The organism is Microcystis sp. CS-574 (assembly GCF_028329095.1).
GTDB classification, from domain to species: Bacteria; Cyanobacteriota; Cyanobacteriia; order Cyanobacteriales; family Microcystaceae; genus Microcystis; species Microcystis ichthyoblabe_A.
Genome location: NZ_JAQMSY010000121.1, coordinates 1 through 23,152 on the forward strand (window position 1 = coordinate 1; position 23,152 = coordinate 23,152).

21 protein-coding genes and 1 pseudogene are annotated in these 23,152 nt (G+C 40.6%); 14 read left to right on the top strand and 8 right to left on the bottom strand.

Features of this window, described 5'->3' with window-relative positions; translation table 11 throughout:
• From PN470_RS09655 to PN470_RS09670, 4 genes are all read right to left on the bottom strand, one after another.
• Positions 1-463 (bottom strand): DUF3782 domain-containing protein (locus PN470_RS09655; protein WP_272104423.1); only part of this gene is annotated, 463 nt, incomplete at its 3' end.
• A 526-nt stretch (positions 464-989) separates the two neighbouring features.
• The gene (locus PN470_RS09660) at positions 990-2,672 is read right to left on the bottom strand and encodes an alpha/beta hydrolase (protein WP_002737869.1); all 1,683 of its coding nucleotides are present in this window, start codon (positions 2,670-2,672) and stop codon (positions 990-992) included.
• A gap of 405 nt (positions 2,673-3,077) precedes the next feature.
• Complete coding sequence (locus PN470_RS09665; RefSeq protein WP_002777736.1) at positions 3,078-4,388, bottom strand: mechanosensitive ion channel family protein; 1,311 nt, start codon at positions 4,386-4,388, stop codon at positions 3,078-3,080.
• Positions 4,389-4,390: 2 nt separating this feature from the next.
• Positions 4,391-5,683: a sugar ABC transporter substrate-binding protein gene (locus tag PN470_RS09670; RefSeq protein WP_002777738.1), complete on the bottom strand. Its 1,293-nt coding sequence runs from the start codon at positions 5,681-5,683 to the stop codon at positions 4,391-4,393.
• A 546-nt stretch (positions 5,684-6,229) separates the two neighbouring features.
• Here PN470_RS09670 and PN470_RS09675 point away from each other — a divergent pair.
• The 4 genes from PN470_RS09675 (at position 6,230) to PN470_RS09690 (ending at position 7,366) form a co-directional block, all read left to right on the top strand.
• Positions 6,230-6,421, top strand: coding sequence for a DUF6883 domain-containing protein (locus PN470_RS09675; protein WP_271935819.1), 192 nt, complete (start codon positions 6,230-6,232; stop codon positions 6,419-6,421).
• Positions 6,422-6,439: 18 nt separating this feature from the next.
• The gene (locus PN470_RS09680; protein ID WP_002751949.1) at positions 6,440-6,736 is read left to right on the top strand and encodes a DUF4926 domain-containing protein; all 297 of its coding nucleotides are present in this window, start codon (positions 6,440-6,442) and stop codon (positions 6,734-6,736) included.
• 133 nt (positions 6,737-6,869) lie between these two features.
• Positions 6,870-7,121: a type II toxin-antitoxin system Phd/YefM family antitoxin gene (locus tag PN470_RS09685; protein WP_002763538.1), complete on the top strand. Its 252-nt coding sequence runs from the start codon at positions 6,870-6,872 to the stop codon at positions 7,119-7,121.
• On the top strand, positions 7,118-7,366 hold the full coding sequence (locus PN470_RS09690; protein ID WP_271935820.1) for a type II toxin-antitoxin system mRNA interferase toxin, RelE/StbE family: 249 nt from the start codon (positions 7,118-7,120) through the stop codon (positions 7,364-7,366). The genes PN470_RS09685 and PN470_RS09690 overlap by 4 nt, the downstream gene beginning before the upstream one ends.
• A 547-nt stretch (positions 7,367-7,913) precedes the next feature.
• Here the strand turns inward: PN470_RS09690 and crtO are convergent.
• The gene (gene crtO, locus PN470_RS09695; protein ID WP_271935821.1) at positions 7,914-9,560 is read right to left on the bottom strand and encodes a beta-carotene ketolase CrtO; all 1,647 of its coding nucleotides are present in this window, start codon (positions 9,558-9,560) and stop codon (positions 7,914-7,916) included.
• Between the two features lie 145 nt (positions 9,561-9,705).
• On the opposite strand from crtO, the gene PN470_RS09700 reads away from it, so the two are divergent.
• Positions 9,706-10,029 (top strand): STAS domain-containing protein, encoded by a 324-nt coding sequence (locus PN470_RS09700; protein ID WP_002736579.1) that lies wholly within the window; start codon positions 9,706-9,708, stop codon positions 10,027-10,029.
• Here PN470_RS09700 and PN470_RS09705 read toward each other — a convergent pair whose 3' ends face one another.
• Positions 10,030-11,166: a SpoIIE family protein phosphatase gene (locus PN470_RS09705; RefSeq protein WP_004162032.1), complete on the bottom strand. Its 1,137-nt coding sequence runs from the start codon at positions 11,164-11,166 to the stop codon at positions 10,030-10,032.
• Positions 11,167-11,338: 172 nt separating this feature from the next.
• On the opposite strand from PN470_RS09705, the gene PN470_RS09710 reads away from it, so the two are divergent.
• The 3 genes from PN470_RS09710 to PN470_RS09720 all read left to right on the top strand — a co-directional run bounded on the left by PN470_RS09710 (position 11,339) and on the right by PN470_RS09720 (position 13,508).
• Positions 11,339-11,782, top strand: a complete 444-nt coding sequence (locus PN470_RS09710) for an ATP-binding protein (RefSeq protein ID WP_002738125.1) — start codon at positions 11,339-11,341, stop codon at positions 11,780-11,782.
• Positions 11,751-12,575, top strand: a complete 825-nt coding sequence (locus tag PN470_RS09715) for a sulfurtransferase (RefSeq protein ID WP_272104426.1) — start codon at positions 11,751-11,753, stop codon at positions 12,573-12,575. Before PN470_RS09710 ends, PN470_RS09715 begins: the two co-directional genes overlap by 32 nt.
• A gap of 381 nt (positions 12,576-12,956) precedes the next feature.
• Positions 12,957-13,508 (top strand): LabA-like NYN domain-containing protein, encoded by a 552-nt coding sequence (locus tag PN470_RS09720; RefSeq protein ID WP_002751943.1) that lies wholly within the window; start codon positions 12,957-12,959, stop codon positions 13,506-13,508.
• A 111-nt stretch (positions 13,509-13,619) separates the two neighbouring features.
• On the opposite strand, the gene PN470_RS09725 is transcribed toward PN470_RS09720, so the two are convergent.
• Positions 13,620-14,795, bottom strand: a complete 1,176-nt coding sequence (locus PN470_RS09725) for an esterase-like activity of phytase family protein (RefSeq protein ID WP_272104428.1) — start codon at positions 14,793-14,795, stop codon at positions 13,620-13,622.
• 37 nt (positions 14,796-14,832) lie between these two features.
• Between PN470_RS09725 and PN470_RS09730 the strand changes: the two genes are divergently transcribed.
• The 4 genes and pseudogenes from PN470_RS09730 (at position 14,833) to PN470_RS09745 (ending at position 18,536) form a co-directional block, all read left to right on the top strand.
• Positions 14,833-16,017 (top strand): tetratricopeptide repeat protein, encoded by a 1,185-nt coding sequence (locus tag PN470_RS09730; protein WP_272104430.1) that lies wholly within the window; start codon positions 14,833-14,835, stop codon positions 16,015-16,017.
• Positions 16,018-16,155: 138 nt separating this feature from the next.
• Positions 16,156-16,464, top strand: a pseudogene (locus tag PN470_RS09735) (IS30 family transposase); the annotation flags it as partial.
• Positions 16,465-16,748: 284 nt separating this feature from the next.
• Complete coding sequence (locus tag PN470_RS09740) at positions 16,749-16,871, top strand: hypothetical protein (protein WP_002737208.1); 123 nt, start codon at positions 16,749-16,751, stop codon at positions 16,869-16,871.
• A gap of 24 nt (positions 16,872-16,895) precedes the next feature.
• On the top strand, positions 16,896-18,536 hold the full coding sequence (locus PN470_RS09745; RefSeq protein ID WP_016517081.1) for an MBL fold metallo-hydrolase: 1,641 nt from the start codon (positions 16,896-16,898) through the stop codon (positions 18,534-18,536).
• Positions 18,537-19,316: 780 nt separating this feature from the next.
• On the opposite strand, the gene PN470_RS09750 is transcribed toward PN470_RS09745, so the two are convergent.
• Entirely contained in the window at positions 19,317-21,218 is a 1,902-nt protein-coding gene (locus PN470_RS09750) for a transketolase C-terminal domain-containing protein (RefSeq protein WP_002751938.1), read from the bottom strand.
• A 404-nt stretch (positions 21,219-21,622) separates the two neighbouring features.
• On the opposite strand from PN470_RS09750, the gene PN470_RS09755 reads away from it, so the two are divergent.
• Positions 21,623-21,886 carry a HypC/HybG/HupF family hydrogenase formation chaperone gene (locus PN470_RS09755; RefSeq protein WP_002748045.1) on the top strand — a complete coding sequence of 88 codons (264 nt, stop codon included), beginning with the start codon at positions 21,623-21,625 and terminating at the stop codon, positions 21,884-21,886.
• Positions 21,887-22,002: 116 nt separating this feature from the next.
• Positions 22,003-23,115: a hydrogenase formation protein HypD gene (gene hypD / locus PN470_RS09760; protein ID WP_272104433.1), complete on the top strand. Its 1,113-nt coding sequence runs from the start codon at positions 22,003-22,005 to the stop codon at positions 23,113-23,115.
• Positions 23,116-23,152: the final 37 nt, after the last annotated feature.

The window sequence follows — 23,152 nt, forward strand, 5'->3', positions numbered from 1 at the left end:
AGCGGCGAAACCGTTGCAAAATACTTTTTAATTGTGTAATAGATTCCTCTCTAGCATGACTTTTAACCTCGACGATATAGGCAGTATTTAGCTCACCATTAGTATAGGCAAGAACATCAATTTCTAGGTGTTTTCCATCTTCGCTTGCTCGGACACTGGGACTAACAACTTTCATGCCGAACCGTTGTCTGAGAATCGTTTCCATTGAGGGAAGGGCAAGTCCTTCGGTAAAGCTGCCGAATTTGGCACCGAGTCCCCCAATTTGCTGTCCTAATTCTTTGAGTTGTCGGTCAGTTTTCTTCTGTTGTTGAGCGTTTTCCTTCTGTTGTTGACTAACTTCCTTCAATATTAGGTCAGTCTCCTTTAGTTGTTTGTCAGTTTCTTTTTGAGCAGCAGTTAATTCGGCTTGAGCAGTGGCTAATTCGGCTAAGATTTGCCATACGTCTTCGGATGTAGTTGCCATAGATAATTTTTTCCTGATGTCACCTATTTACTATTTTATTGAATTTCTGCGCTTGCTGAAGGCACTGGGGAGCAGACTGCTGATTCAATTGGGTAAGGTGGAGGCTAATTCATAGAACAAGAATCACCGCCACCACTGACTAACATCCCTAATTCCCTGATACACTTCTCTTAAAGCGACCTCCCCCCCAAAATGAAGGATTAAAGGCGCTAAGTTGGGAATAGTTTCGAGGAAATTAGAACGAGTGAGAGTTCCCAAAGCTTGAAGGTTTTTTTCCAGAAGGATAGATCAACATGGTTAGGCGTTAACACCTGAGTTATAATTAGAACGAAAATTAACTAAGGCAGTTGTTCTCAAATGAAATTAAAGGAAAGGTGTATCACCGATGGGCAGGGTAATCGAATAGGTGTTCTTTTAGATAACCTAAGTTGCTACCTATGGGATTAAGCAAAAAAAGCTGCTACAAAAGATAAAAGACGAGTAGCATCCAAAAAACGCACCCTCCGTTTTACTATTGCAAGAGTGCCTATTGCCTATGTACTCGCAATTTCTCAATCAATTGAGATAATTTCTCGTCAGAAGCGGCAGTAATAAAGTCTAATTTAAACTTTTGTCCCTGACTGAGATATTCTGCGTAACTAGACAGAAGAAAAGGACGAAACTTGTCATTATTAGCAATATAAACTTCAAAAAAAGAGACCAATAAAGCCCCCGCATAATCCTCGATTAAATTTTGATTGGGTAAAGTGATATCGACCACAGACTCTAGGGTTTTTTGCATTCCTGCATCCAATTCCGTAAAATTTACATGAGCTTGTCCCTCCACCATGGCCAGATATTTATCTGGCGTTTTTAACCAAGTAAAAGGAATGGCCTGTTCAAAAATCGGATTAGCTGCTGGGTCATAACTTCCGGAACCCAAGAGGACAGGAATCGAGATTTTACTTAAACCTTTTTCTCCAAAAATACTGCGGTTAACGGGATTAGCTGCAAAGACAGCCGCGACTCGTTCATCACGAAAATTATAGACCTGTCTAGGTAATTCCAGGGCGCGACATTCCAGTACAATGGCGATATTAATACCGGAGTAAGGAAGATTACAATCTTGGGCGAGATTATCAAAATCAATTTGTGCGCCAGCAACAGCTAGAGATGTATAACCTCCAAAGGAATGACCCGCTACTCCCACATTAGTGAGGTCAAGTTGACCTTGAAATTGACTAGGATTACGTCTTGCTAATTCATCGATGACAAAGCTAATATCTTTGGGTCGATTAATAAACTCATTGCCATCAAAAATATTGCGATAATACCCCCCTAACATTCCTTGTAGGTATTGGGTATCACTGCCGGGGTGTTGCGGTGCCGCTACTAAAAATCCGTAGGAAGCTAGATGTTCAATTGCTTGAGCATAATCTTCTGGTCGCGAGGCTAATCCGTGGGAAAAAATAATTACAGGTGTTTTACCTTCTCGGAAAGTTTGCGGGATATAAACATTGACATATAAACTGCGATTGCGACTGCTATCGGTTAGGTTCCAAACTTCTTTTTTTACCTGAAAGCTACCGCGCTGACGCAGATCGGGTAAACTGGTATAATTAATCGGTGGTTTAACGGCAGCGGCTTCCTCGGCTGTCCAGAGGCGCATATCTTTAATAAATATTTCCGCCACATAAACTGCATAATCGATGGTTTTAGCTAATCCGAGGATTTCTTCCCCCTGTAACTGGATATTATTGGGGAATTTTTTCAGCACATTTAAAAGGGTTAATCCCCCCGGCTCAAAAGCGGCACTAACAATCGCACCCCGCAGGGCATATTTACCATTAATTCCCCCTTCAATGGTGATGCCTTTGCCCAAACGAGAGAGCATATCAGCACCCATCACACTATTAAAAAAACGAGATAGTAAAACAGGATTAATGTCAATTTTTGTTAATAAAGCTTCACGAAACTGCTCTCTTGCTTCGGGAGTTACTCTGGCTAGAAATTGTTTTAAATTAGCATCAATTTTGCCTTCTTTAGCAAAGGTTTCTAGGGATGCTACCGATACAGAAAAGACGAGGGGAGTATAGACAAATTCAACTTCTTCGGCGGCTTTTAGGGGTAAGGCGGTCATAGTGGCGGCGAAAAGGCCTAGTAGAAAAGCTCGCAGCCGACGGGTGGGATTATTTCTGGGAAAACGATTTTGTAAACTGGTGATAATCATGGAATTTTTAGTTAGGGTAGATGACAGCAATTAAAGGAAAAAAGTCGCGCGGCGATTGATGTCTAAGTTCAACAAAAATCGATAAAGTGCCAAGCAAAGTATAACCAAAAAGCATGAGCAAAACCTCGATAGATTAATCTGAGCGATTTCGATTCTAAATTACGAGCTATTTCCTGAACATATTACCTAGTGTGGATTTTATATTAAAATTGTTTTTTTGTCAAGACACTGGTTATTAACAAAAAAACGATAAATACATAAATTCAATAAGTGAAAGTGATATATTTGGAGATGAAAATAATCAGATAAGGTTTTTGACCAAGATAAGTACCTAAGCAAAATTAACTAGACATTTTGATAAAGCTTTTTAACCAATAAATTAATTTTGCACGACTACTTAAATTGCTAATTATTGCGAATATGAATATCTTGCTGCGGAAAGGGAATCTCGATATCCTGTTGAGTAAACCTATCAAGAATAACACAATTAACATCACTAATTACTCGCTTTTTCCTGTTAACATCATCCAACCAGAACTTTAATTCAAAGTTTAAACTAGAATCACCAAAATTAATAAAAAAGGCTACTGGTTGCGGGTTTTTAAGTATGTTAGGATGTTGATCAGCAATGTCTAGCAATAAATTCATCACCTGTTCTGCGTTAGAATGATAACCAACTCCGATAGCAATTGAACAATAAATCAAGTTATCACTACCCGTATAGGTGGTGACATCCTCAGTAAAAAACTTTTGATTGGGGATAATTTTTTCGGAATTATCCGTGAGGATTTGCACTGTTGTCGCTCGAATACCTAGCTTTTTTACCTGAGAAGTTTGCCCTTCAATATTAATGATATCACCCGGTTTGAGAACTTTTTCAAATAATAGTAAAATACCGCTAATAAAATTACTTACCACTTGCTGCATACCGAAACCAATACCCACCGATAAACCACCAGTAATTGCCGCTATTGCCGTTGCATTAACTCCCACATAACCCAAGATGATGATAAAACCTAAGACAATAAAAAAATAACGTCCTAACAGTAAAGTTGCTTCAATTTCACCGCGACTAGCTTGCTGATTTAAATGAGCAATACTCAAAATTATAGTCTCTATAAGATCAACAACAATTACTAGAAAATAGGGAGCTATTATCAAAATAAATATGCTTCCCAATGTGATCGGACTATTGAATAAATTGAAAGGAGATACTTTGGCGATTTCCTGAATATTATTGTAGAAACCAATCATGATTCTCAGGAGAAATAACACCAATAAAGGTGCTAAAAGCCGGAAATGATAATATTTAATTTTATTGACGGAAAACTTGGCGTATAGTCCAGCTAATAAACCACGATAAACTAAATAAAACCACAGGAGTTTTATAGATAAACTAATCATTCCTCTTGTCCAATTTTGACTGAAAAAAATTAGATAATTTAAATTCAGTAAAATTATACTAATAACTGGAAAATTAAGAAACTCTATCAGAATAGCAAAATATTGACGGATGGTTAATTTTTTATCACTATGGATAAAAGTGGTGACGTGAGGAAATCTTTTTTCTAAGTAAGACCATAACCATTTTGACAATAACCAAGCAAGAATTAAACAGAGAAAAATAATCATTAATTGATTTTGAACATTTCTGCGTCCTAAAAATAATAATTGGTTAGCAATTATTTCCGAAAGAGAGGGGATATTGTTGTTCATAATTAATTCATTTTCTTGACTTCCTGATCAAGACCTGATTGAATATAAAGTGTCAGTTGGTGGGCTGCTGTTGAGGAAGATATTTCACCAGCGATCGCTCTTTCATACCAAAATTCTCCCTCTTCTAAAATTTTATTCAACTTTTCCCAATCATCCAGAGGAACTGCCACAGCATTGTGAGATTGTTGTAATAATACCGATTCGATCGGTAGTAAATTTCCTTCGATCTGCACCCGTCGATTAGTGGGAATAAAACTTTCTGTTTGGATAATTGCTTGCAATTGTTGTTCGGGATTAGTGAGAAATTTTCCTAAAGCTAATCCCAACCTATTTTCATTATCACTATTATTACGATTAAATACCATCACCCGTGTATAGAGAATTGGCGCTGCTTTACCTTGAGTGTCTTGGGGAAGTAAAGCGACTCTGAGATCATCTTGGAGGCTGTTTTTTAAATCGGCAATTTCAATAGAATTACACACATAATAGGTTAAGCGGCCTCTAGCAAAGGCCTCATGAAGCAATTCCCGTTGACGATTGAGGATAAAATTAGGCTGTGACGAGGCAAATTTTAGCCATTCTAGCCATTTTGCCCAACCATCCAAGCGAGGTTGCAGCCTACCCTGATCATCCCACAAATAGCTGCCAAAAATTGCCATTCCCCAAAAAGTATCTTCAAAAGAGGAAACTATCCCCACAGAATAACCTTTGCGCGCACGTTCTACTAATCCCTCTAAACTGGTGGGAGGTTGCTTCAGCAGCGGATCGGTACTAACTTGTAATTTTTTTTGATTGTAACACAGTACACGAGTACGAGAACCTAAGGGAATGCCATAGATTTTTCCTTGATAGCTAACTTGTTTCAGGGTTGGGGGATTATAGATAGATAAATCTAGATTTTTTCGGTCAATTTCCCCCAGTACTCCTTCAGATACTAATCTGGGTATATTTCTCGAAAAAATTAGAATAACACTCGCACCCAATCCGCTTTGAGATTGTTTAAAAAAACGTTCGGGTATCTCATCGATAGGAATAGCTTGTTCAAGAATTGTCACCTGCGGATTTAATTTTTCAAACTCTTGGAAACCGAGACCTACTAGTTTAGTTAAATTGCCCTCTTCTGGATACCAAACCAAAAGGGGTCCTTGCCGTTGCTCCGATGATTGGTTGGGAAGATCACTAAAACAAGCATAAAGAAAAATTGGCATTAAGATAAAAAGCAATAGGAACGATATAATCGTCCTTGCTTTTTTGCTTCTCCAAGCAGTTTTAACTCTGAGCCTTAGGGATTGCATCGATCGTGATCCTTCAAAAATATTGCCATAGACCCATAGTACATGAAAAGGTGACTAATAATCTTCATCAGAAGAATAATTAACATGATCTTTTCTCCATAGCCACCAGTATAGCAACAATCCCAGTTAAAAATTTGTGCGAGTTAAACTGCTGACCTATCTAAATTATCTGTTAAGACCAGATGAGAGTAGGGAAAGTCGAGTTTTATAGTTTATTTTTTAACACTCTAATACTCAGTTTAAATGGGTAACAGCTTAGGGAAACTATGCTTGGTATGAGTGAGATCTCTGTTATTAATAATTATGTCATGACGAGAGAGTGATACCTGCATTAAACTGTATCAACCAAGAACCCACCGAAGCAATTTTTACTGTGTGATTATACTCTAAAAAGCGAGGTACTTTATGAAACTATTTACAGCAATTATCGAAAGAGATATAGAGACTAATTTCTATGTTAGTTATGTTTCTAAGTAGTCGTGCAAAATTAATTTCCTAGTGAAGATAGGCAAGAGGCAAGAGGTGGTTAGATATGTGTAATTAATTTTGCTTAGGTACTTATCTCTCGAAATATTACAAAAACAAGATACAACAGAGTATGGCGATCGCTATCATGCTTATGTTAAAATCAGGGGATATTCCGGTAAATTACATCAAATTCGTACTGTTTGGATTATCCTGACAGGAGAAGATGTGGTGAGATTTGTCACAGCAGTACCTTCTAGTTTCAATCAATAAAAGTTTAGAGTAATAAAAATGAGTAAGTTTAAATTATTTGATGATATTCAACTAACGGAAGATATTCCCTTAACCGATGGCGGAATTGCGCCTATCGGTACAGTTGGAGCAATTGTAGAAGTTCTGAAAAATAGGGAGGCTTATCTAGTAGAATTATTTGGGAATTGGGTTAAATATGATGAACAAGGAAATTTTGTCTCAGCCACTCAAGCAGAAAAAGAAGCATTTATGGAGACAATTGGCGTAGAAATTGTTTATCCTAATCAATTAGTGTTAGCTGTTCCCGCTAAAGAGATTATGCAAGTTACGGCTTAGATCATTACTAAAGTTGTCATATCGCCTTCTTCTCGATCAGAACCAAAAAGCCCAAAATAAATAATGAAAACGTCAGCCAAGAAGCAATTTTTGCTTTATTATAAGACTAATCCCCACAAACCGTAAGCGATTTATGTATCAAGTTACCGTTGATTACGCCAAAGCCAACCTAGAAGAACTCTGTGATCGTACTGAAAAAGAACCCGATGGAGTAGTGATCGTTCGTGAAAATCGCAGTTATATTCTCATTACTCAAGAAGAATGGGAATCCTTAGCTGAAACCTCCGAACTCATGCAAGATCCCAAACTATTACAACATATTGCATCAGCACGACGAGAATATGCCGCAGGAGAAACCCTCACAATGGAACAAGTATTTGGATGACAACCTACACAATTGTCTTTTCTAAACAAGCGCGAAAAGATACCGACGAACTCACCCAAAAACAGAAAGTCAAACTTCAAGAAATTTTAACTAACATAATTGCAATTAATCCCTATATTGGCAAATCCTTAAAAGGCGATTTAGAAGGCTTGTATTCCTATCGCCTAAATCGAAAAGATCGTCTGCTTTATGAAATTTATGAAGACGATAAAACTATTCTGATTATTCGTACCAAAACACACTAGGGAGATTAGGTAATAGCGGTCATAACCACTGAATTCATCCCCGTTTATAATATAGCTTGATCCTGTTAGGCAAAAATAGTAGTGATGCCGATCACTACCAGGAAAAAGACGGAAGAAATGCACTTCAGGAACTAGCCAAATTAAATCAAGGAGACAACCCATGAATTATCACTATAGTATTTTTATTCAACTGTCTTATTACATTTTGGAATTAAGGGAAAATCACCCCGATACTCAAATAGTAAAAAATAATTAGAGTTTGGTGAAAAAGTAGGGGCGATCGCTGATCAAGATGCAAGGTTTTTGAGACACTAGCTTTAAAATCTTGTATCTGTTTTGTGAAACAAGCCACTAAACCCCTTACCTTGTACATAAGTAGCTGGTTATAATTAAATTAAAAATGGATTTTAGGTTCGATCCCCCCTGCCCCCCTTGATAAGGGGGGTGCAGATAGGCGGGGGGATCCCTCCTTAATCCCCCCTTAATAAGAGGGGCATCTGATAACTTTTAACGCCTACCTACTTATTTCACATTTATTCAGCCAACCCTAGTTAAATAATCTTTGCAGAAAAGTGCTTTGTTCCCGCAGAAAAACCTGAGCGCAATTGCGCCCCGGCATTCCCGAAATTGAGCCGCCGGGGTGAGTTCCTGCCCCAGTTAAATAAAGGTTTTTAATGGGGGTTTTGTAGTTAGCTATTTCCGGCAAAGGACGCAGGAAAATCATCTGATCTAAGGTCATATCAAGATGATAGTAATTACCTTTATAGGAACCCAAACGATTAGCTAATTCGGCCGGACTTTCCACCCGACGGGCAATGATCGAAGATTTGAGATTGGGAGCATAATCGGCCAGTTTATCAAGAACTCGATCGGCCACGCGATTTTTTAATTCTTCCGTCCATCCCGTGCCGTTTAATCCCGTTCCCTCGGCCCCGGCAATCTGATAGGGGGCAAAAAATTCGATCCAGAGGGTATGCTTGCCCTGGGGAGCCATAGACGGATCGAGAATAGTGGGTACATCTAGGTACATCGAGGGATTTTCGTCGGGAATCTGCCCCAAAATCGTTAAAGCGTGGGCTTGTTCAACGTGACGCACGGAATCGGCGATGAGAATCGTTCCCTGTAAATACTCCTCCTTGTGATCGTAAGCCTCGAACCTTGGCGCTTCCGCGAGGGCGCAATCAATTTTAAGAATTGTTTCATTGTTATTGACAATTCGCCGTTCTACCCTTTCTCGCAATTCTGGATCGGCGGCATCCACATCGGCGGGAGCGACTAACTGTAAAAAAACTCGTCTAGCGTCAATATTAGAGATAACACCCGCTTTTGCCAGATATTCACCTCCAGAGTCCACCCTAACCCCGATCGCTTGTCCTTCCTCGATTAGAATCTGTTTAACTTTCTGCTCGGTTAAAATCACCCCACCGAGACTGACAACACATTTCACCAGAGCCTCAGTTAGTGCGCCTGTACCACCACGAGGGCGAGCCACCCCGGGGGAGTGACGCATCGCCATCATCATCATCCCGGAGGTAATGCCTTTTTGGGAGGGAGGAGCGCCAATTTCTGCCGCTAGACGAGCCAGGGGTGCTTTGACAAATTCGCTCTCAAACCACTCATTGAGGACATCTTCGGGGGAAGTAATCATCGTGCGGATGAAGTCGAGCAGTTTCTTTTTCGAGCCGATCGCTTTCCAGACACTAGCTAAGGCACTAGAGTTATAATTGCGGGCGATTCTGAGCAAATCTTGAGGTGGAGCGTTAAACCAAGGCCCGATCGCATTCATCAACTGTCCCCAATAGTCGATAAACTGAAGGTAGCGATCGGCATCTCGCGGACAAAACTGGGCAATTGCGGCGTGAGTTTTTTCCAGAGAGCGATAGGAAAGAAAATATTGGCCAGAAGGATGGGGACAAAAAACGGTAGGATCGAAGAATAAATACTCTAATCCGTGGCGTTTTAGCTCTAATTCCTCAATTACCGGCCCCAAAAAAATAAATTCGTGATCGATCGCACAGAGATTAAACTTAAAATCGGGGGCTAGATCTGGGATAACCGCTTCTGTGGTAGCCGCTCCTCCTGGTACGCTACGCTGTTCGAGAAGGAGGACGCGATAACCAGCTTTGAGGAGATAGGCGGCACAAACTAAACCATTATGCCCCGCACCGATGAGGATGACATCGTAACTTTCCATACAGTTTCAAAAATTCCTATTTTTAATTTTGCGCTTTTCTTGACCCTAATATGTTAAAAATAGTTAAAGATTGGCTGCTATCAGCAGATTTCAGCGAGCAGTTATCAGTGAGCAGGTAGAAAACATTTAATTTTTCCTTTTTTTTATGAGTTCTTCCATCAAAGTTATTCAACCATCCGGTATTTTAGATGGCAACCAAGCCAGCGAATTTCGCCAAGAAATTGCCGAAGCCGTGCAGGGAGGTTCCGAGGTTATTATCGTTGACTTTAAGGATGTCACCTTTATGGATAGTTCTGGTTTAGGGGCGCTAGTTTTATCCTTAAAAACCGTGCGTTCTGCGGGGGGTAAACTATTGATCTGCTCGATTAATGAGCAGATAAAAATGTTATTTGAATTGACCGATATGGATCGAGTTTTTGAAATTTTCAATAACCGAGAAGAATTAGAACAAAAAATTTTAGGAAGTTAATCAGCGAAAATCCACCTGCATAATCGAAAGATCATCCTTAAAATTGCCATCAAATTGTAAAGCTTGAATTTCTCCAATAAAATTATCGAGATTTTTGGCGGAATTACAGTGATAATTTCGTAAAGATTGAATAAAGTTCTCTAGTCCCCACATCCTACCATCAGCACAATCGATCTCGTAAATTCCATCACTAAAAAGATAAAGACTACTGGGTAAATTCAGGGATTGAACCTGATTAATATATTCTGCTTCTAGAAACATCCCGATGGGAAAACCGGGGGCTTTCAGTCTGGTTTCAATCATCTGGCCAAAAGGTTTTTGAGTCAGGAGAACTGCTGGGGGATGACCGGCACTGGCATAGGTTAACTGTTGTTGTTTCCGATCATAAATTCCGTACCAAATAGTAAAATATTTATCATTCTTAGGACTGATTTGATAAACTTGATTTAACCCTTGTAAAACCTGATTAGGTTCATAGTAATTCACCTGACTTAAACCACGGGAACGGAGTAAATTAATTACGGAAAGGGAAGGTAAAGCCGCTCGTAAACCATGGCCCGCCACATCTAAAAGATATAACACCAAATGGTCATTATCTAACCAATAATAATCAAAGCCATCGCCCCCCAATTGACGAGAAGGAAGGAAGCGAAAATCGATAGCAAGTTTTGGAGAAATAAAAGGTTCTGGCAACAGCGATCGCACATAGTCCGCCGCCTCGGCTAACTCGATTTCTAGTAATTGTTTTTGTGCTTGCAGATCATGACTTAATTGATGCAAACGCATTCCCGCTCGCACACGCGCTTTTAACTCATTAATTTCGATCGGTTTACACAAAAAATCATCGGCCCCCGCATCCAATCCCTTCACCCGATCCTCCACCGATCCCAAAGAAGTTAAGAGGATAAAAAAAGTCGTTGACAGTTGGGGATTAAGCTTAATTTGCCGGCAAACTTCCAACCCATCGATCCCCGGCATCATCCAATCACAAATAATCATCGCCGGTTTTAGTTGCCCCGCTTGCTTTAATCCTTCTTCCCCATCACTGGCAACAAAAACCTCGTATTCCTTCTGCAAAGCTCGTCTCAGGAACGTTTGAATTACTCCATCATCATCAATTACTAGAATTCGTACCATCTTTTTTGTAACTCGACTATCTCAATCTTACTGCTTACCTCGGACTCCCTGACGGATGACTTTGCTTGTCCCTCAAGAGAAGATTAAATCCAGAATCGAGCTAACACATCATTCATAGTTGGGGAAAAATGGTATAACTTCTAGCGTAAGGCATTGCAGAGGTAAGCCGGGGGTGAAGATTTCTTTTCAGGTAGATAGCGATCTCAGGTCCTTAGATACCGTTTTAAAATATTTTCAGCAACTTGAACCGACGGGCATTCCCCAAAAAGACTGGCTCCAGTGTCAGCTTGCTCTTGCCGAAGGTTTTACCAATGCAGTCCGTCACGCTCACCGACACCTCCCCCCCGAAATCCCGATCGAGATCGAGATTGAGATTACCTCTCACCAGATGGAAATTCGCATCTGGGATCGGGGTTCCGTCTTCGATTTAGAGGACTTTATCGAGAAAAACGCCTATCATGACTATAGTTTCTCTGGTCATGGGCAAGGACTGCCGATCCTCCAAAAAATCGCCGATCAACTCAGTTATACTCGCAGCGAAGATCAGCGCAACTGTCTGTTAATTATTAAACAATTTTCCCGCCATGAATCCGATCGCACCCCTCGTTTCTCCTAGTTGGTTACTAACTAATCTCGATCGCCCCGATCTGATGGTTATTGACTGTCGTTTTCAATTAAACGATCCCGAGCTCGGTTATCAAGAGTATTTAGCCAATCATATTGAAAATTCCTTGTATTTACACCTCGATCGCGATTTATCGGCTCCCATTGCCCGTCATGGCGGCCGTCATCCTTTACCGAATCCGCAGACGATAGCCGCTAAATTAAGCTCTTTAGGGGTGATTTCTGGTCAAACCCATGTTATCGCCTACGATTCCTCCCGTTTTGCCTTTGCCAGTCGTCTCTGGTGGTTATTACGTTATCTGGGCCATGAACGAGTCAGTATTCTCGATGGTGGTTGGCAAAATTGGTTAAATGCCGGTTATCCCGTCTCTAATCAGATACCTGTGCCGAAAACCGGCTCTTTTCTCCCCCAAGTTCAACAGGATTGGGTAGTGACGATCGAAGAGGTAAAAAGGCAAAAAGAGCAAGGGGGAGTGGTGTTAATTGATGCCAGGGAAAGCGATCGCTATCGGGGTGAAAGGGAACCGATCGATCCGATCGCGGGCCACATCGAGGGGGCGCTTAATTATCCCTGGTTGGAAGTCACCGATAGTCAGGGTTTTTCCCAACCCCAGGACCTGCAAACACAACGTTGGCAAGAGCGGCAAGGCGATCGAGAAATTATCCTCTACTGTGGTTCAGGAGTGACAGCCTGTGTTAATATCTTTTCCCTGACCCTAGCCGGATACGAGAATGTTAAGCTATATTCTGGAGGTTGGAGTGATTGGTGTTCCTACCTGATCTAACCAGCCTTGTTGATGCTCATCTATCGAGAAAGATTATCAAAATGACCTAATTACTGTACAATCCCCCTATTATCACTTTTAATTATTCCGAAACTATTATCTAATTTGTCTCCTAAGTGGGTGGGTGGAATTAAATATAAGATGAACGTAGGTTGGGTTGAAGCATGAAACCCAACGCCCGATTATGTTACGCTACCGCTAACCCATCCTACAAATAATTGTGCCTCCCTACTTAGACAAAAAAGCTAATTTTTATTTTAGTTGCTATCTTTTTGCTCTCAAATCACCGCTATTCCCCAAAGAATAGTCGTTTCCCCCCGTAAAATTACTAAAAAGTAATTTTATAGTTAAACTGTATAAAAAATTAGGTATGTATTTTGTATGACAGAAGCCGGTCTTTGTCATTGTAATGGTGGCACCCGTCCGAAAGATCGCCTTTCGATTTTTGTGGATGGCAATAATATGTTTTATGCTCAACAAAAAAATGGTTGGTTTTTTGACCCGCGCAAGGTGTTAAATTACTTCACCAACGACCCGAATATTATGTTAATTAATGCCTTTTGGTACACGGGTTTAAAAGATTCCCAAGATCAAAGAGGTTTTCGCGATGCTTTAATTAGTTTGGGTTATACGGTGAGAACAAAAATTTTGAAAGAATATTATGATGATAGTTCCGGTCGTTTTTCCCAGAAAGCTAATTTAGACATCGAAATTGTCGTCGATATGTTTAATACCGTCGATCAATACGATCGAGTGATTTTATTTAGCGGTGACGGCGATTTTGAACGAGCGATCGAACTATTGCGCTCTAAAAATACTCATATTACCGTAGTTTCTACGGAAGGGATGATCGCTAGGGAATTACGCAACGCTACCGATCGCTATATTGACCTGAATGATATTCGCAAAGATATCGAAAAAAGTGATTATTAATCGGCCGTTTTGTCTTTAAACCGACTATTTATCCCCTTTTTCTTTATTGGTAGTCCTCACCCCAAACCTTCTCCCAGAAGGAGATAGGTGAGGCAATTAACCATCTCTTGTTTATTTTTCCTTGAGTCGAAATAGTAAAAACTGATTGACCTGATTCGGATTAAAATTATCATCACTGACTAAAATCAAAGAGCGACTACCATCAGCTAATCTTGGACCGAGGGTCATTGCTTCCAAATTATCTAAATCAATCCCCAAAGTCCCTAAATCTAGTAATAATTTTTTCCGCAAGGGTTGCACCTGTAAAGCTTCTAATTCCCCCGGTATCCTGGCGATTTTCGAGGTATCAGTGGCACTCCCGTTAACTACCTGAAATAGTTTCGCTCCAAAACCTTCTAAACCAAAAGTTCGCTCTAAACTGAGAAAATAACCCTCTTTTTCTAAAGCTAATAATTCCGTTAAACCGTAGTATCTCGCACTACTGGGAGGCTCATCTAACACATACAACTGTTCCGATACTAACACAGGCGCACCAATCGGATCAATCACATAATGAAGAAGTCGCACTCTGAGATTTTCTGCTCTTTTTCCCGTGGGACTATCTTGAATTAAAGCGCTTTCTGTGGCAGTAAACAAACGAAAAGGATCGTCTTTGAGGGTGCTGGTAATCCCTAAAGTTAAGGATTCAAACCCTAAATTATCCTGTATTCCTTTTTGATTGCTATCATCCGGTAAAAAGCGATTAGGAATTAATAAAGACTCCTTTAATTGTCCCTGCAAATCAAATTCAGCAATAAAAGGAGCAATTCCCTCTTTAACCGCACCTTCACTGGAAATAAACAAAGTTTGTCGGGGCGAAAAAGCGATACCTTCCGGGTCGATCGATCCCTTTTTAAAAGTTTCTCCCTTGCCATCTTTTAGGAACGTGACTGCCTCTAAATTCACTTTTTCGATTTTTTCATCATTTATCTGCAAACTAGCCCGATAAAAGCGGGCCGGAGCTTTCTGAGAACGATCATCACTGAGGAGATAAAAGCGGTTATTGGTGCGATCATAGGTAATTGCCGATAATCCCCCCACCCTTGTCCCCTGATAATCCGCTTGTGGTAATTGATATTCTCCCAAAAACTCGATCGAGAGGGGTAGAAACATTCGTTGTTCTGCCAAAACTTGTGGGGAGACACCACAAGCCCCCAGACTAAAGGTTACAATTAAACTAGCAATTAAACCCAAAATTGGCAAACGGCAATTTTCGGCAGTCAGTCTCTTATAGAATCGATCGATCACAAAATATCATCCTCTACTACGCTCCTATCAATCTATTATGCTACGTTTTTCTCTCAGTTTATGGCTCTGTTTGATCGGTACTTCCCTTCCTCTCCTAGCACAAACAGAAACCCCTGCACCCAATCCCCTCGAAACTCCCCTAAAAAGTCCTTTATTACCCGCAATCGATCGCCCTTTAACTCCCTTGGAGCATCGTCAACTGTTATTATACATCGATCAACGGGATGCTGAAGCTCAAGCTAAATACGATGCGGGATTAAATGAGGAAGCTTTTCCTATCTGGTATGAAGTGATTAAATTAAATCGTTATTTAGGAGCCAAAGAAGAAGTAAAATCTTTGGGAAAAGTCGGGTTAGCAGCTTGGAATCGAGATCGAACCGAGGATGTTAAATTAATTACTGCTCGTTTAAAAACTGTGCAACAAACCGCAGAAATTAACCAGACAATGGACGGGGAATTATTAGCATTACTAGGTACATCCTATCAACAGGTACGAGCTTTTAATGAGGCGATAATTGTCTATGATAAAATCCTAGCTAATGCCAGAAAATCTGGGGATAATCTGGCAGTAGAAGCAACTTTAAATCAACTTGGTCAAATTCATTTATCCCGTTTTGATTATCAAAAAGCCGCCCCAGTTTACGAGGAATTATTAACTATTTCTAAGGCGCAGAATAATTCTTTAAATCAAGGAATTTATCTGCAAAGACTAGCAGAAATTTATCGAGAATCTCTGCAACCAGCTAACGCAGTAAAAATTAAAGAAGAAATAGCTGAAACCGAGATCAGAAATCAGCAAATACAGTTAATCCCCGATCTAAAAATTCAAATTGGTTTGGATTATCAAGCTTTAAAAGATGCAAATAAAGCCAGCCAAAACTTTCAAGAAGCCTATTCTCTCGCTTTTGCTTTACAACAGTACGGCACCGCAGGAGAAGCTTTAAATAAATTAGCAGAACTTTATAAAAGTTATCAACAGGTGGATTATGCTTTACAAATCTATCAAGAATTAATTAAAGTCCATGAATTGGGTTATAATTACTACGGTTTAATGAACACCTACGATCAAATCGGTCAAATTTATCTAGAGAGAAAAAATTATCCCCAAGCTTTAATCGCTTTCCAAAAAGGTGCGGAATTAGCCCAAGCTATCCGTTATCGTGAACAATATTTTCAAACCCAAATCACTCAAATTAATCAAGCAATAAATAATCCTGAATAGTTTTGAAGCCATGGGTGCATATCACATTTGCAGAAATACCGACAATCCGTCAGCAATTATTGGTGAATCTTAAAACGCCAATTCAAAAATGAAAAGCATCAACCTCAAGATTTGACAAAGAAAGGCTCCTCAGGTACTGAAAGAAAAATCTTTACTTATGACAAGGTCAAAGAATTTTGTGGACATCAAGAGTTGAGTCAGAAACTAGGAGCAGATTTTTATTTTGCTACTCCTTATCATTCTTGGGAGAGGGGATTAAACGAGCCTACTAATGGACTATTGAGATAATTTTTTCCCAAGGGAACGAATTTGAAAATCGTTGAACCAGAGGAGGTAGAAAGAGCCGTAAACTTAATTAACAATCGTCCTCGAAAATGTCTTGACTATCGTACCCCGAATGAGGTATTCTATAAAGGTAGATTAGACAGGGATGCAATTCAGACTTAAATTGATCAATTTTTTGCCAAATATAATCTTTGTCAAGTTAGGAAATTTGAAAAGATTTGATGCCTTTTCACAACTCATTTAGATTTGCTATATTATGACAAAAGATGCTAGTCTTTTCGACAATTACCAGTATTTTTTGCTGAAATCATCACAAATTACTGGCAAGTTTAATTATTAAAAGAGGGTGAGCGCCCATGGTCAAATCCGAAACCTAGCTGCTAAGAACCGAAAAAGTTGAGTTAGTATGAGGGGAGATTACCCTCTGAGGAGTTGCACTAAATTATATGGACATCAAATTAATCCTGTTGGCATTAACGGCTGTATTCACCGTCTCCTGTCTCTTTTTCGGCACCCGCAACGGTTTTTATGATAGCGATAACTACGATGGCAACGGTTCGGCTCACTAACCAGTCATCATAATCAGGGTTGCCATGGTTCAACGCTCTACTGCTGTCTGGGGGTCAAAATCCCTTTTATCCTGTTTACCTTTTGGTGTCGGTCACGCATCGGAAGGGGTTTGTCTCCTACTGAAAATCGGTTCCTATCGCATACTTTTAGATTGCGGTTTGGCCGATATGCAACCCCTGACTGAAAACAAAAAACCACCCGTAGATCTGGTGTTCTGTAGTCATGCCCACAGCGATCACATCCGTGGGTTAATGGCTCTCCATCAGACCTATCCCCAATTGCCAGTTTATGCCAGTGAGGTGACAGTACAACTGCTGCCCCTACAATGGCCCGATTCTGCCGAGGAAATCGGCAGTTTCTGTCAGGGTTGGCCATGGCGATCACCGATCACTCTCTTTGATGATCTCACCGTCGAGATTTTTCCGGCCGGCCACCTACCCGGGGCCGCCGTGGTCTTATTCACCTACAAAACCCCCAAACGTACCTATAAAGTCCTCTATACCGGCGATTTTTCCCTATCTAATTTTCAACTGGTGGAAGGATTATCGATCGATCTGCTGCGGGGAATATCCCCCGATGTGCTGATTATTGAAGGCAGTTACGGCACAGAACGCCATCCCCACCGACGACAGCAGGAAAAACAGTTGATGAATCGCATCTATCATGCGATCGCTGAGGGGCAAAATGTCTTACTACCCGTCCCCGCTTTGGGATTGGGTCAAGAAATTTTAAAATTACTGCGATCGCATCATCAATTCACGGGTCGCGATATTGATATCTGGGTTGGGGGCAAGATCGCTAAAGCTTGCGATGCCTACCTGGAAATTCTACCACAATTTCCCGCATCTGTCCAGAATTTTGCCAAACATCAGCCCTTATTTTGGGATGAGCGCATCTGTCCCCGGTTGCGAAGGTTGCCAGAAAAACCGACACCTCTAGGGGGAACCACTCCGATAATTTTACTAATCGATCGCCTAGAGGAGGTGAGTAAATATCTGCAAGGGGATAAACCTTGGTTAATGTTAGTTCCCCAACACCTGCACGATATCAACCCGGAGAATCCCCGATTAAAAGCGGCACAGCGTTCGCGATTAATTAGCCAAGAAACCTATCTACTGGCCGAACATAGCGATAGTCGCAACACCACCCAACTAATCCATAACCTGCGACCGCAGCATATCATGTTCGTCCATGGCTCCCCCCTATATCTAGCGGATTTGACCAGTTTAGAAGAATTACAAAGCCGTTATCAACTCCATTCTCCGGCCGTGGGAACCCTGGTGGAATTGCCTATTGGCGATCGCTTTATGCAACCGACACCCCCGGCCCCCAGTCACTATGAGGGAGAATTAAATGAATCGGATTCGATCGTCACTATCACCTTACCAGAGTCGATCACCCGGGATCCCCGGTGGAGTAATTTCGCCGATACGGGACTGGTAGAAGCACGCTGGCAAGGGGAAGAATTATTATTGCGGGGAGTCTCCCAACGGGAATTATTAAGCGAGAGTCCCAATCGCATCACCAAAGCTTTAGAGGAGATGGATTGCTGTCGTGTCTGTGTCCACTACAAAAGTCAGCGCTGTTGGAATCCCGCTTCTCCCCTCTACGGTTTTAAAGTGGTTGCCGAAGGCTATTGTCCCGTTTTTGAAGCCAATATATAATTAGGGTCTGCTGAAAAAGTTGGTAGCTGGGGTTAGGAGTCGGTTTTTAGGAGTCACTATTCTGGGACTTCCTCCCTACAGAAATACTAAAAAACTAACAAAACCCTTAGATTTTAACTAAGAGGATGTTTGAAAAGGGTCACAGGTAGCCTAGTTGTCTAGGCAAGCCGCCTCAACATGAGTCGAATCATGCCGAGATAAATAAACGCCTCGAACTGTTCAACGTAGCTCAGGGGAAGAGTTTCGGGTCAATCCTCGTAGTCTTTGCTTAATCGTCGCCAATAGACCCCTTGCATAATTTTTTTATGGTAAAACAGACGGTTTGGCTTTTTTATTGATTTTTAGATAGAAGTTAAAAAAAGAATATAGTCATTTCAGATAAGTCTGATACAATCTAGACCAACAAAATCCTTATGAACTCTGGGATTGATATTCTCAATCTTAATTGAAATGACTATAGAACATATCTTCACATTTCTTAAAAGTTGCCAAACATTAATCCAGTGAAGGAGAATTGTAATTAATCAGGAGAATTTATTCTCAATTATAAAAATTAAGATAGTTTGTGCCGCTCAAATAAAGAGGTTTTGATAACCAAATTAAAGCATATCTAAAGAGTTTTGAGTTAAAAGTAAAACTTCAAGTTTTTATTTAAAACAAACTTAATAACTAACTAATTTTTCCAAAAAAATTAGTTAAACCACCACTATAACATATAATTAATTTACAATAATTCTACTGATAACTGATAACTGATTAAAGCCCACCCTAAAATACTATCTAAGCGATTAAAGATTTAACTTTACTAATGATACCAACTGGGTCAATACCTTGGTGGGGGAATTGTTCCCATAAACCGCCACAACCTTCATGGTGAGTACCGATGTAGGCGTATTTAGGAGTTAAACCGCGTTCGAGTAACCAAGAACCATAACGGCTACCTAAACCCGTACGACGGTTAAATGCTTCTACCACTAAAACAAAGGGAGAATTACCAACTTTAGCGATAATTTCTTCATCCACCCCATTGAGAGTCGGTTTATTAATTAAACCCACGTCGATCCCTTCTTGTTTTAGACGTTCCACTGCATCTAAAGCGCGGTATAAACCATCGCCAAAGCTGATGATATAACCGGCAGTGCCTTCCCGAATTACTTCATCTTTTCCGGGAACAAAGGTGTAACCATCGCCAAAGAAATTATGGCCGTTAGTATCAAGAATATTGGGAGTTTTAGAACGAGTCGAGAAGATAAAACGTAAACCGGGTTGATGGAAAGTTGCCTCGACACAAGCGGTCATTTGTGCCGCATCGGCCGGGAAATAAAGACGGGTTTCGTAACCGTCATCGAGTCCATTATCGGCAAAGAAATTATTCAAACCAAAGTGACAGGTATTATCGGCCATGTCATCGATACCGGAATGGGAAAAATGACACAAAAGATTAGAATAATTCAAGCGGGCCATGGTGATTTCAGAAATACACATTTCTAGAAAAGCGGCAAAGGTGGCGAAAATTCCCTGTTTACCTTTTTCCATACCAAAACCAGCGGCTGCCGAAAGATTGCCCCGTTCCATAATACCAGAAGGAATAAACACTTCGGGATGTTTATCGTGGATAATTTTCAAACCGCAGGAACCTTCTAAATCGCTATCTACTACTAATACCTTAGCCTTGCGTTCTTCCTCGCTCATTTTCCCTAAAAGACTGACTACTGCTTCGCCGAAAACATTGCGGTTAGAACCCCATTTATCCCCAGAACCGAGGAATTTATAGTCATTAGAAGGCTTCTTAATACTGTTGAGATATTCAACGGCGGCACTGTGTCCTTTTGCCTCTAAATATTTTAAAGCCAAGGGGACAGAAATCACATCATGACCGTGGTTAGAACCTTCTAAACCTTCAATACCGGGACACATGGGACGTTTATTAATAATCGCAATCGGGCCCGGAGTATTAATTGCTTCACAGATATTGCGATACAAACTATCGATATCTTCCCCATCTCCCACTAACACTTTTAGACCATGACCGGTGAGAGTTTTAGCCACATCATAACCGGGTAAATATTTGGAAGGATTACCGGCAATCGTCACATCATTATCATCAATAATCAGCTTAACATTGATGTGTTGAGCCACGGCTAAACGGGCAGCTTCTGCGTCATTGCCTTCCTGTTGAGAACCATCGGAACCTAAACAAAAAACGGTTTTTCCGGGGTTAGCTAAAGCGACACCGTTAACGTAGGGCCACATATGTCCTAAACGACCAGAACTAAATTTGACACCGGGGGTTAATCCTAATTCCGGGTGTCCGGGGAGTTTAGAATTGGCCTCGCGGTAGTGCATTAATTGTTCTGCGGGTAAAGAACCTTCTAACGCAGACATGAGATATTGAGTACCGACGCGGTGTCCTGCTTCATCGAAGAAGATTGGTACAAATTGACTAGGTTGACTGCGGAAAAGAGCATCGAGAATCACCACTTCCGGGACGGTATCGTAGGGACCGCCGGTGTGTCCACCCACACCCCGGGCCGCACCCGTGGCAGTAAAAAAGATGATAGCATCGCGACAAAGTTGGATATTGGCTTTTAGGGCGCTTCTTTGGTCGTCGGTGAGGGTGGGGTTACTGGGGTCGAGACTGATGGGTTTATAGGCACTCAAATCGATGGGAAAGGTTGTCATCGTAGATTTTCCTTAATGTAGAGAAATAACTATAGTCAGGGAAATCATAGCCTAGAATGTCACCCGATCGATTGATTGAATAATTTCTTATCATTGGTGTAGTCCCTAATACAAAAGTTTTACCCCTGCTGGGATAGCTTCCACTGTCCGGGACGGGGGAAATCTTAAAAAAGATAGGAGAAAAAAAGCTGTTCTTGAGGGCAATAGTCCAGAATGGCAGCTAGGACCAAGTAAAAAGGATAACCTTTGACTCGGTTTTCCTTTTCGGGAGGCGGTCGTAGGTCGTCAATATCAAATTAGGTTATACTTCATCTTTATGAGAAGGGCTGTCAGTTGATATTAATGCAATCTCTAGCCCAAAAATCGGCGCATAATTAACAAAAACTAGATTTAAGGTAAAAACTATGTGTTTAGGCATACCGGGACAAATTACGGCAATTATTGATGAAAACCGTCATCTCGCTCTCGTCGATGTGGGGGGTGTAAAAAGAGAAGTAAATATCGCTTGTATTGTTGATGAAGACCATCCCGCTAATACTTGTGTAGGGGATTGGGTATTAGTTCATGTGGGTTTTGCCATGAATCGAATCGATGAAGATGAGGCGCAAGAAACCTTAAATTTATTAACACAATTAGCGGAATTAGAGTTAGAATTTAATCATAATTAATGTTCTTAAAGTAGTCACCCATAAATTAATGCTGTTGTCTATCTATAAGAAATGTAAATTACGGCAATTATTACTGACGACCGACAGCTAAAAATTATAATTAAAGGAGATAAACTATGAAATACGTTGATGAATTTCGTGATCCAGTTAAAGCGTCGGGATTAATTCAACAAATAGAACAATTATCGATAAGAATCTCTGAAAAGCAGCAAAAAGTTACTAAAATTATGGAGGTTTGTGGAGGTCATACCCACTCAATTTTTAGATACGGTATCGAGGCAATACTTCCAGAAACTATCGAATTAATTCATGGTCCTGGATGTCCCGTTTGTGTGATGCCGCGAGGTCGTTTAGATGATGCCATTTTTCTCGCACAAAAACCGAACGTAATTCTGACAACTTTTGGCGATACTATGCGTGTTCCTGGTTCCCATTTGAGTCTGCTACAAGCGCGAGCAAAAGGTGATGATATTCGCATGGTTTATTCTCCTCGCGATGCCTTAAAAATTGCTAGAGAAAATCTCGATAAAGAAGTAATATTTTTAGCATTAGGGTTTGAAACAACCGTTCCTAGCACCGCTTTAACTGTTTTAGAAGCACAAAGAGATGGCATCACTAATTTTAGTTTATTTTCTAATCATGTGGTGATTATTCCCGCTCTGAAAGTTTTGTTAGATAACCCAGATTTACAGTTAGACGGTTTTGTTGGTCCTGGTCATGTTAGCATGGTAATTGGCACAGAACCCTATCAAGTTATTGCCCAAGAATATCATAAACCTGTGGTAGTTTCTGGGTTTGAACCCTTGGATATTCTCCAATCAATTTGGATGGTATTAAAACAATTAGATGAGCAGAGATGTGAGATAGAAAATCAGTACGATCGAGTGGTACAAAATCAAGGAAATAGAGTCGCTTTATCGGCAATCAAGCAAGTTTTTGAACTGCGGGATCAGTTTGAATGGCGAGGTTTAGGAGAAATTGCTCAAGGAGGATTAAAACTGCGAGATGAGTACAGTAATTTTGATGCGGAGAAAAAATTTACCCTACCCAATCAGCGTGTTAAAGATCACAAAGCTTGTCAGTGTGGCGAAATTCTTAAAGGTGTTTTAAAACCCTGGGAATGTAAAGTATTTGGTACTGCTTGTACTCCCGAACACCCCATCGGTACTTGTATGGTTTCTAGTGAAGGTGCTTGTGCCGCTTATTATAAGTATGGCAGACATCGGTAAATTTTTTTACTGATTAGTGTCCTTTCCCGCGAGGAAA

What these genes read in the sequence shown, in the direction of transcription:
- hypD (WP_272104433.1), top strand. Translation starts at nt 22,003, where the DNA reads ATGAAATACGTTGATGAATTTCGTGATCCAGTTAAAGCGTCGGGATTA.
- crtO (WP_271935821.1), bottom strand. Translation starts at nt 9,560, where the DNA reads ATGGAAAGTTACGATGTCATCCTCATCGGTGCGGGGCATAATGGTTTA.
- PN470_RS09720 (WP_002751943.1), top strand. Translation starts at nt 12,957, where the DNA reads ATGACAGAAGCCGGTCTTTGTCATTGTAATGGTGGCACCCGTCCGAAA.
- PN470_RS09745 (WP_016517081.1), top strand. Translation starts at nt 16,896, where the DNA reads ATGGTTCAACGCTCTACTGCTGTCTGGGGGTCAAAATCCCTTTTATCC.
- PN470_RS09700 (WP_002736579.1), top strand. Translation starts at nt 9,706, where the DNA reads ATGAGTTCTTCCATCAAAGTTATTCAACCATCCGGTATTTTAGATGGC.
- PN470_RS09660 (WP_002737869.1), bottom strand. Translation starts at nt 2,672, where the DNA reads ATGATTATCACCAGTTTACAAAATCGTTTTCCCAGAAATAATCCCACC.
- PN470_RS09665 (WP_002777736.1), bottom strand. Translation starts at nt 4,388, where the DNA reads ATGAACAACAATATCCCCTCTCTTTCGGAAATAATTGCTAACCAATTA.
- PN470_RS09690 (WP_271935820.1), top strand. Translation starts at nt 7,118, where the DNA reads ATGACAACCTACACAATTGTCTTTTCTAAACAAGCGCGAAAAGATACC.
- PN470_RS09730 (WP_272104430.1), top strand. Translation starts at nt 14,833, where the DNA reads ATGCTACGTTTTTCTCTCAGTTTATGGCTCTGTTTGATCGGTACTTCC.
- PN470_RS09685 (WP_002763538.1), top strand. Translation starts at nt 6,870, where the DNA reads ATGTATCAAGTTACCGTTGATTACGCCAAAGCCAACCTAGAAGAACTC.
- PN470_RS09680 (WP_002751949.1), top strand. Translation starts at nt 6,440, where the DNA reads ATGAGTAAGTTTAAATTATTTGATGATATTCAACTAACGGAAGATATT.
- PN470_RS09705 (WP_004162032.1), bottom strand. Translation starts at nt 11,166, where the DNA reads ATGGTACGAATTCTAGTAATTGATGATGATGGAGTAATTCAAACGTTC.
- PN470_RS09740 (WP_002737208.1), top strand. Translation starts at nt 16,749, where the DNA reads ATGGACATCAAATTAATCCTGTTGGCATTAACGGCTGTATTCACCGTC.
- PN470_RS09670 (WP_002777738.1), bottom strand. Translation starts at nt 5,683, where the DNA reads ATGCAATCCCTAAGGCTCAGAGTTAAAACTGCTTGGAGAAGCAAAAAA.
- PN470_RS09750 (WP_002751938.1), bottom strand. Translation starts at nt 21,218, where the DNA reads ATGACAACCTTTCCCATCGATTTGAGTGCCTATAAACCCATCAGTCTC.
- PN470_RS09755 (WP_002748045.1), top strand. Translation starts at nt 21,623, where the DNA reads ATGTGTTTAGGCATACCGGGACAAATTACGGCAATTATTGATGAAAAC.
- PN470_RS09715 (WP_272104426.1), top strand. Translation starts at nt 11,751, where the DNA reads ATGAATCCGATCGCACCCCTCGTTTCTCCTAGTTGGTTACTAACTAAT.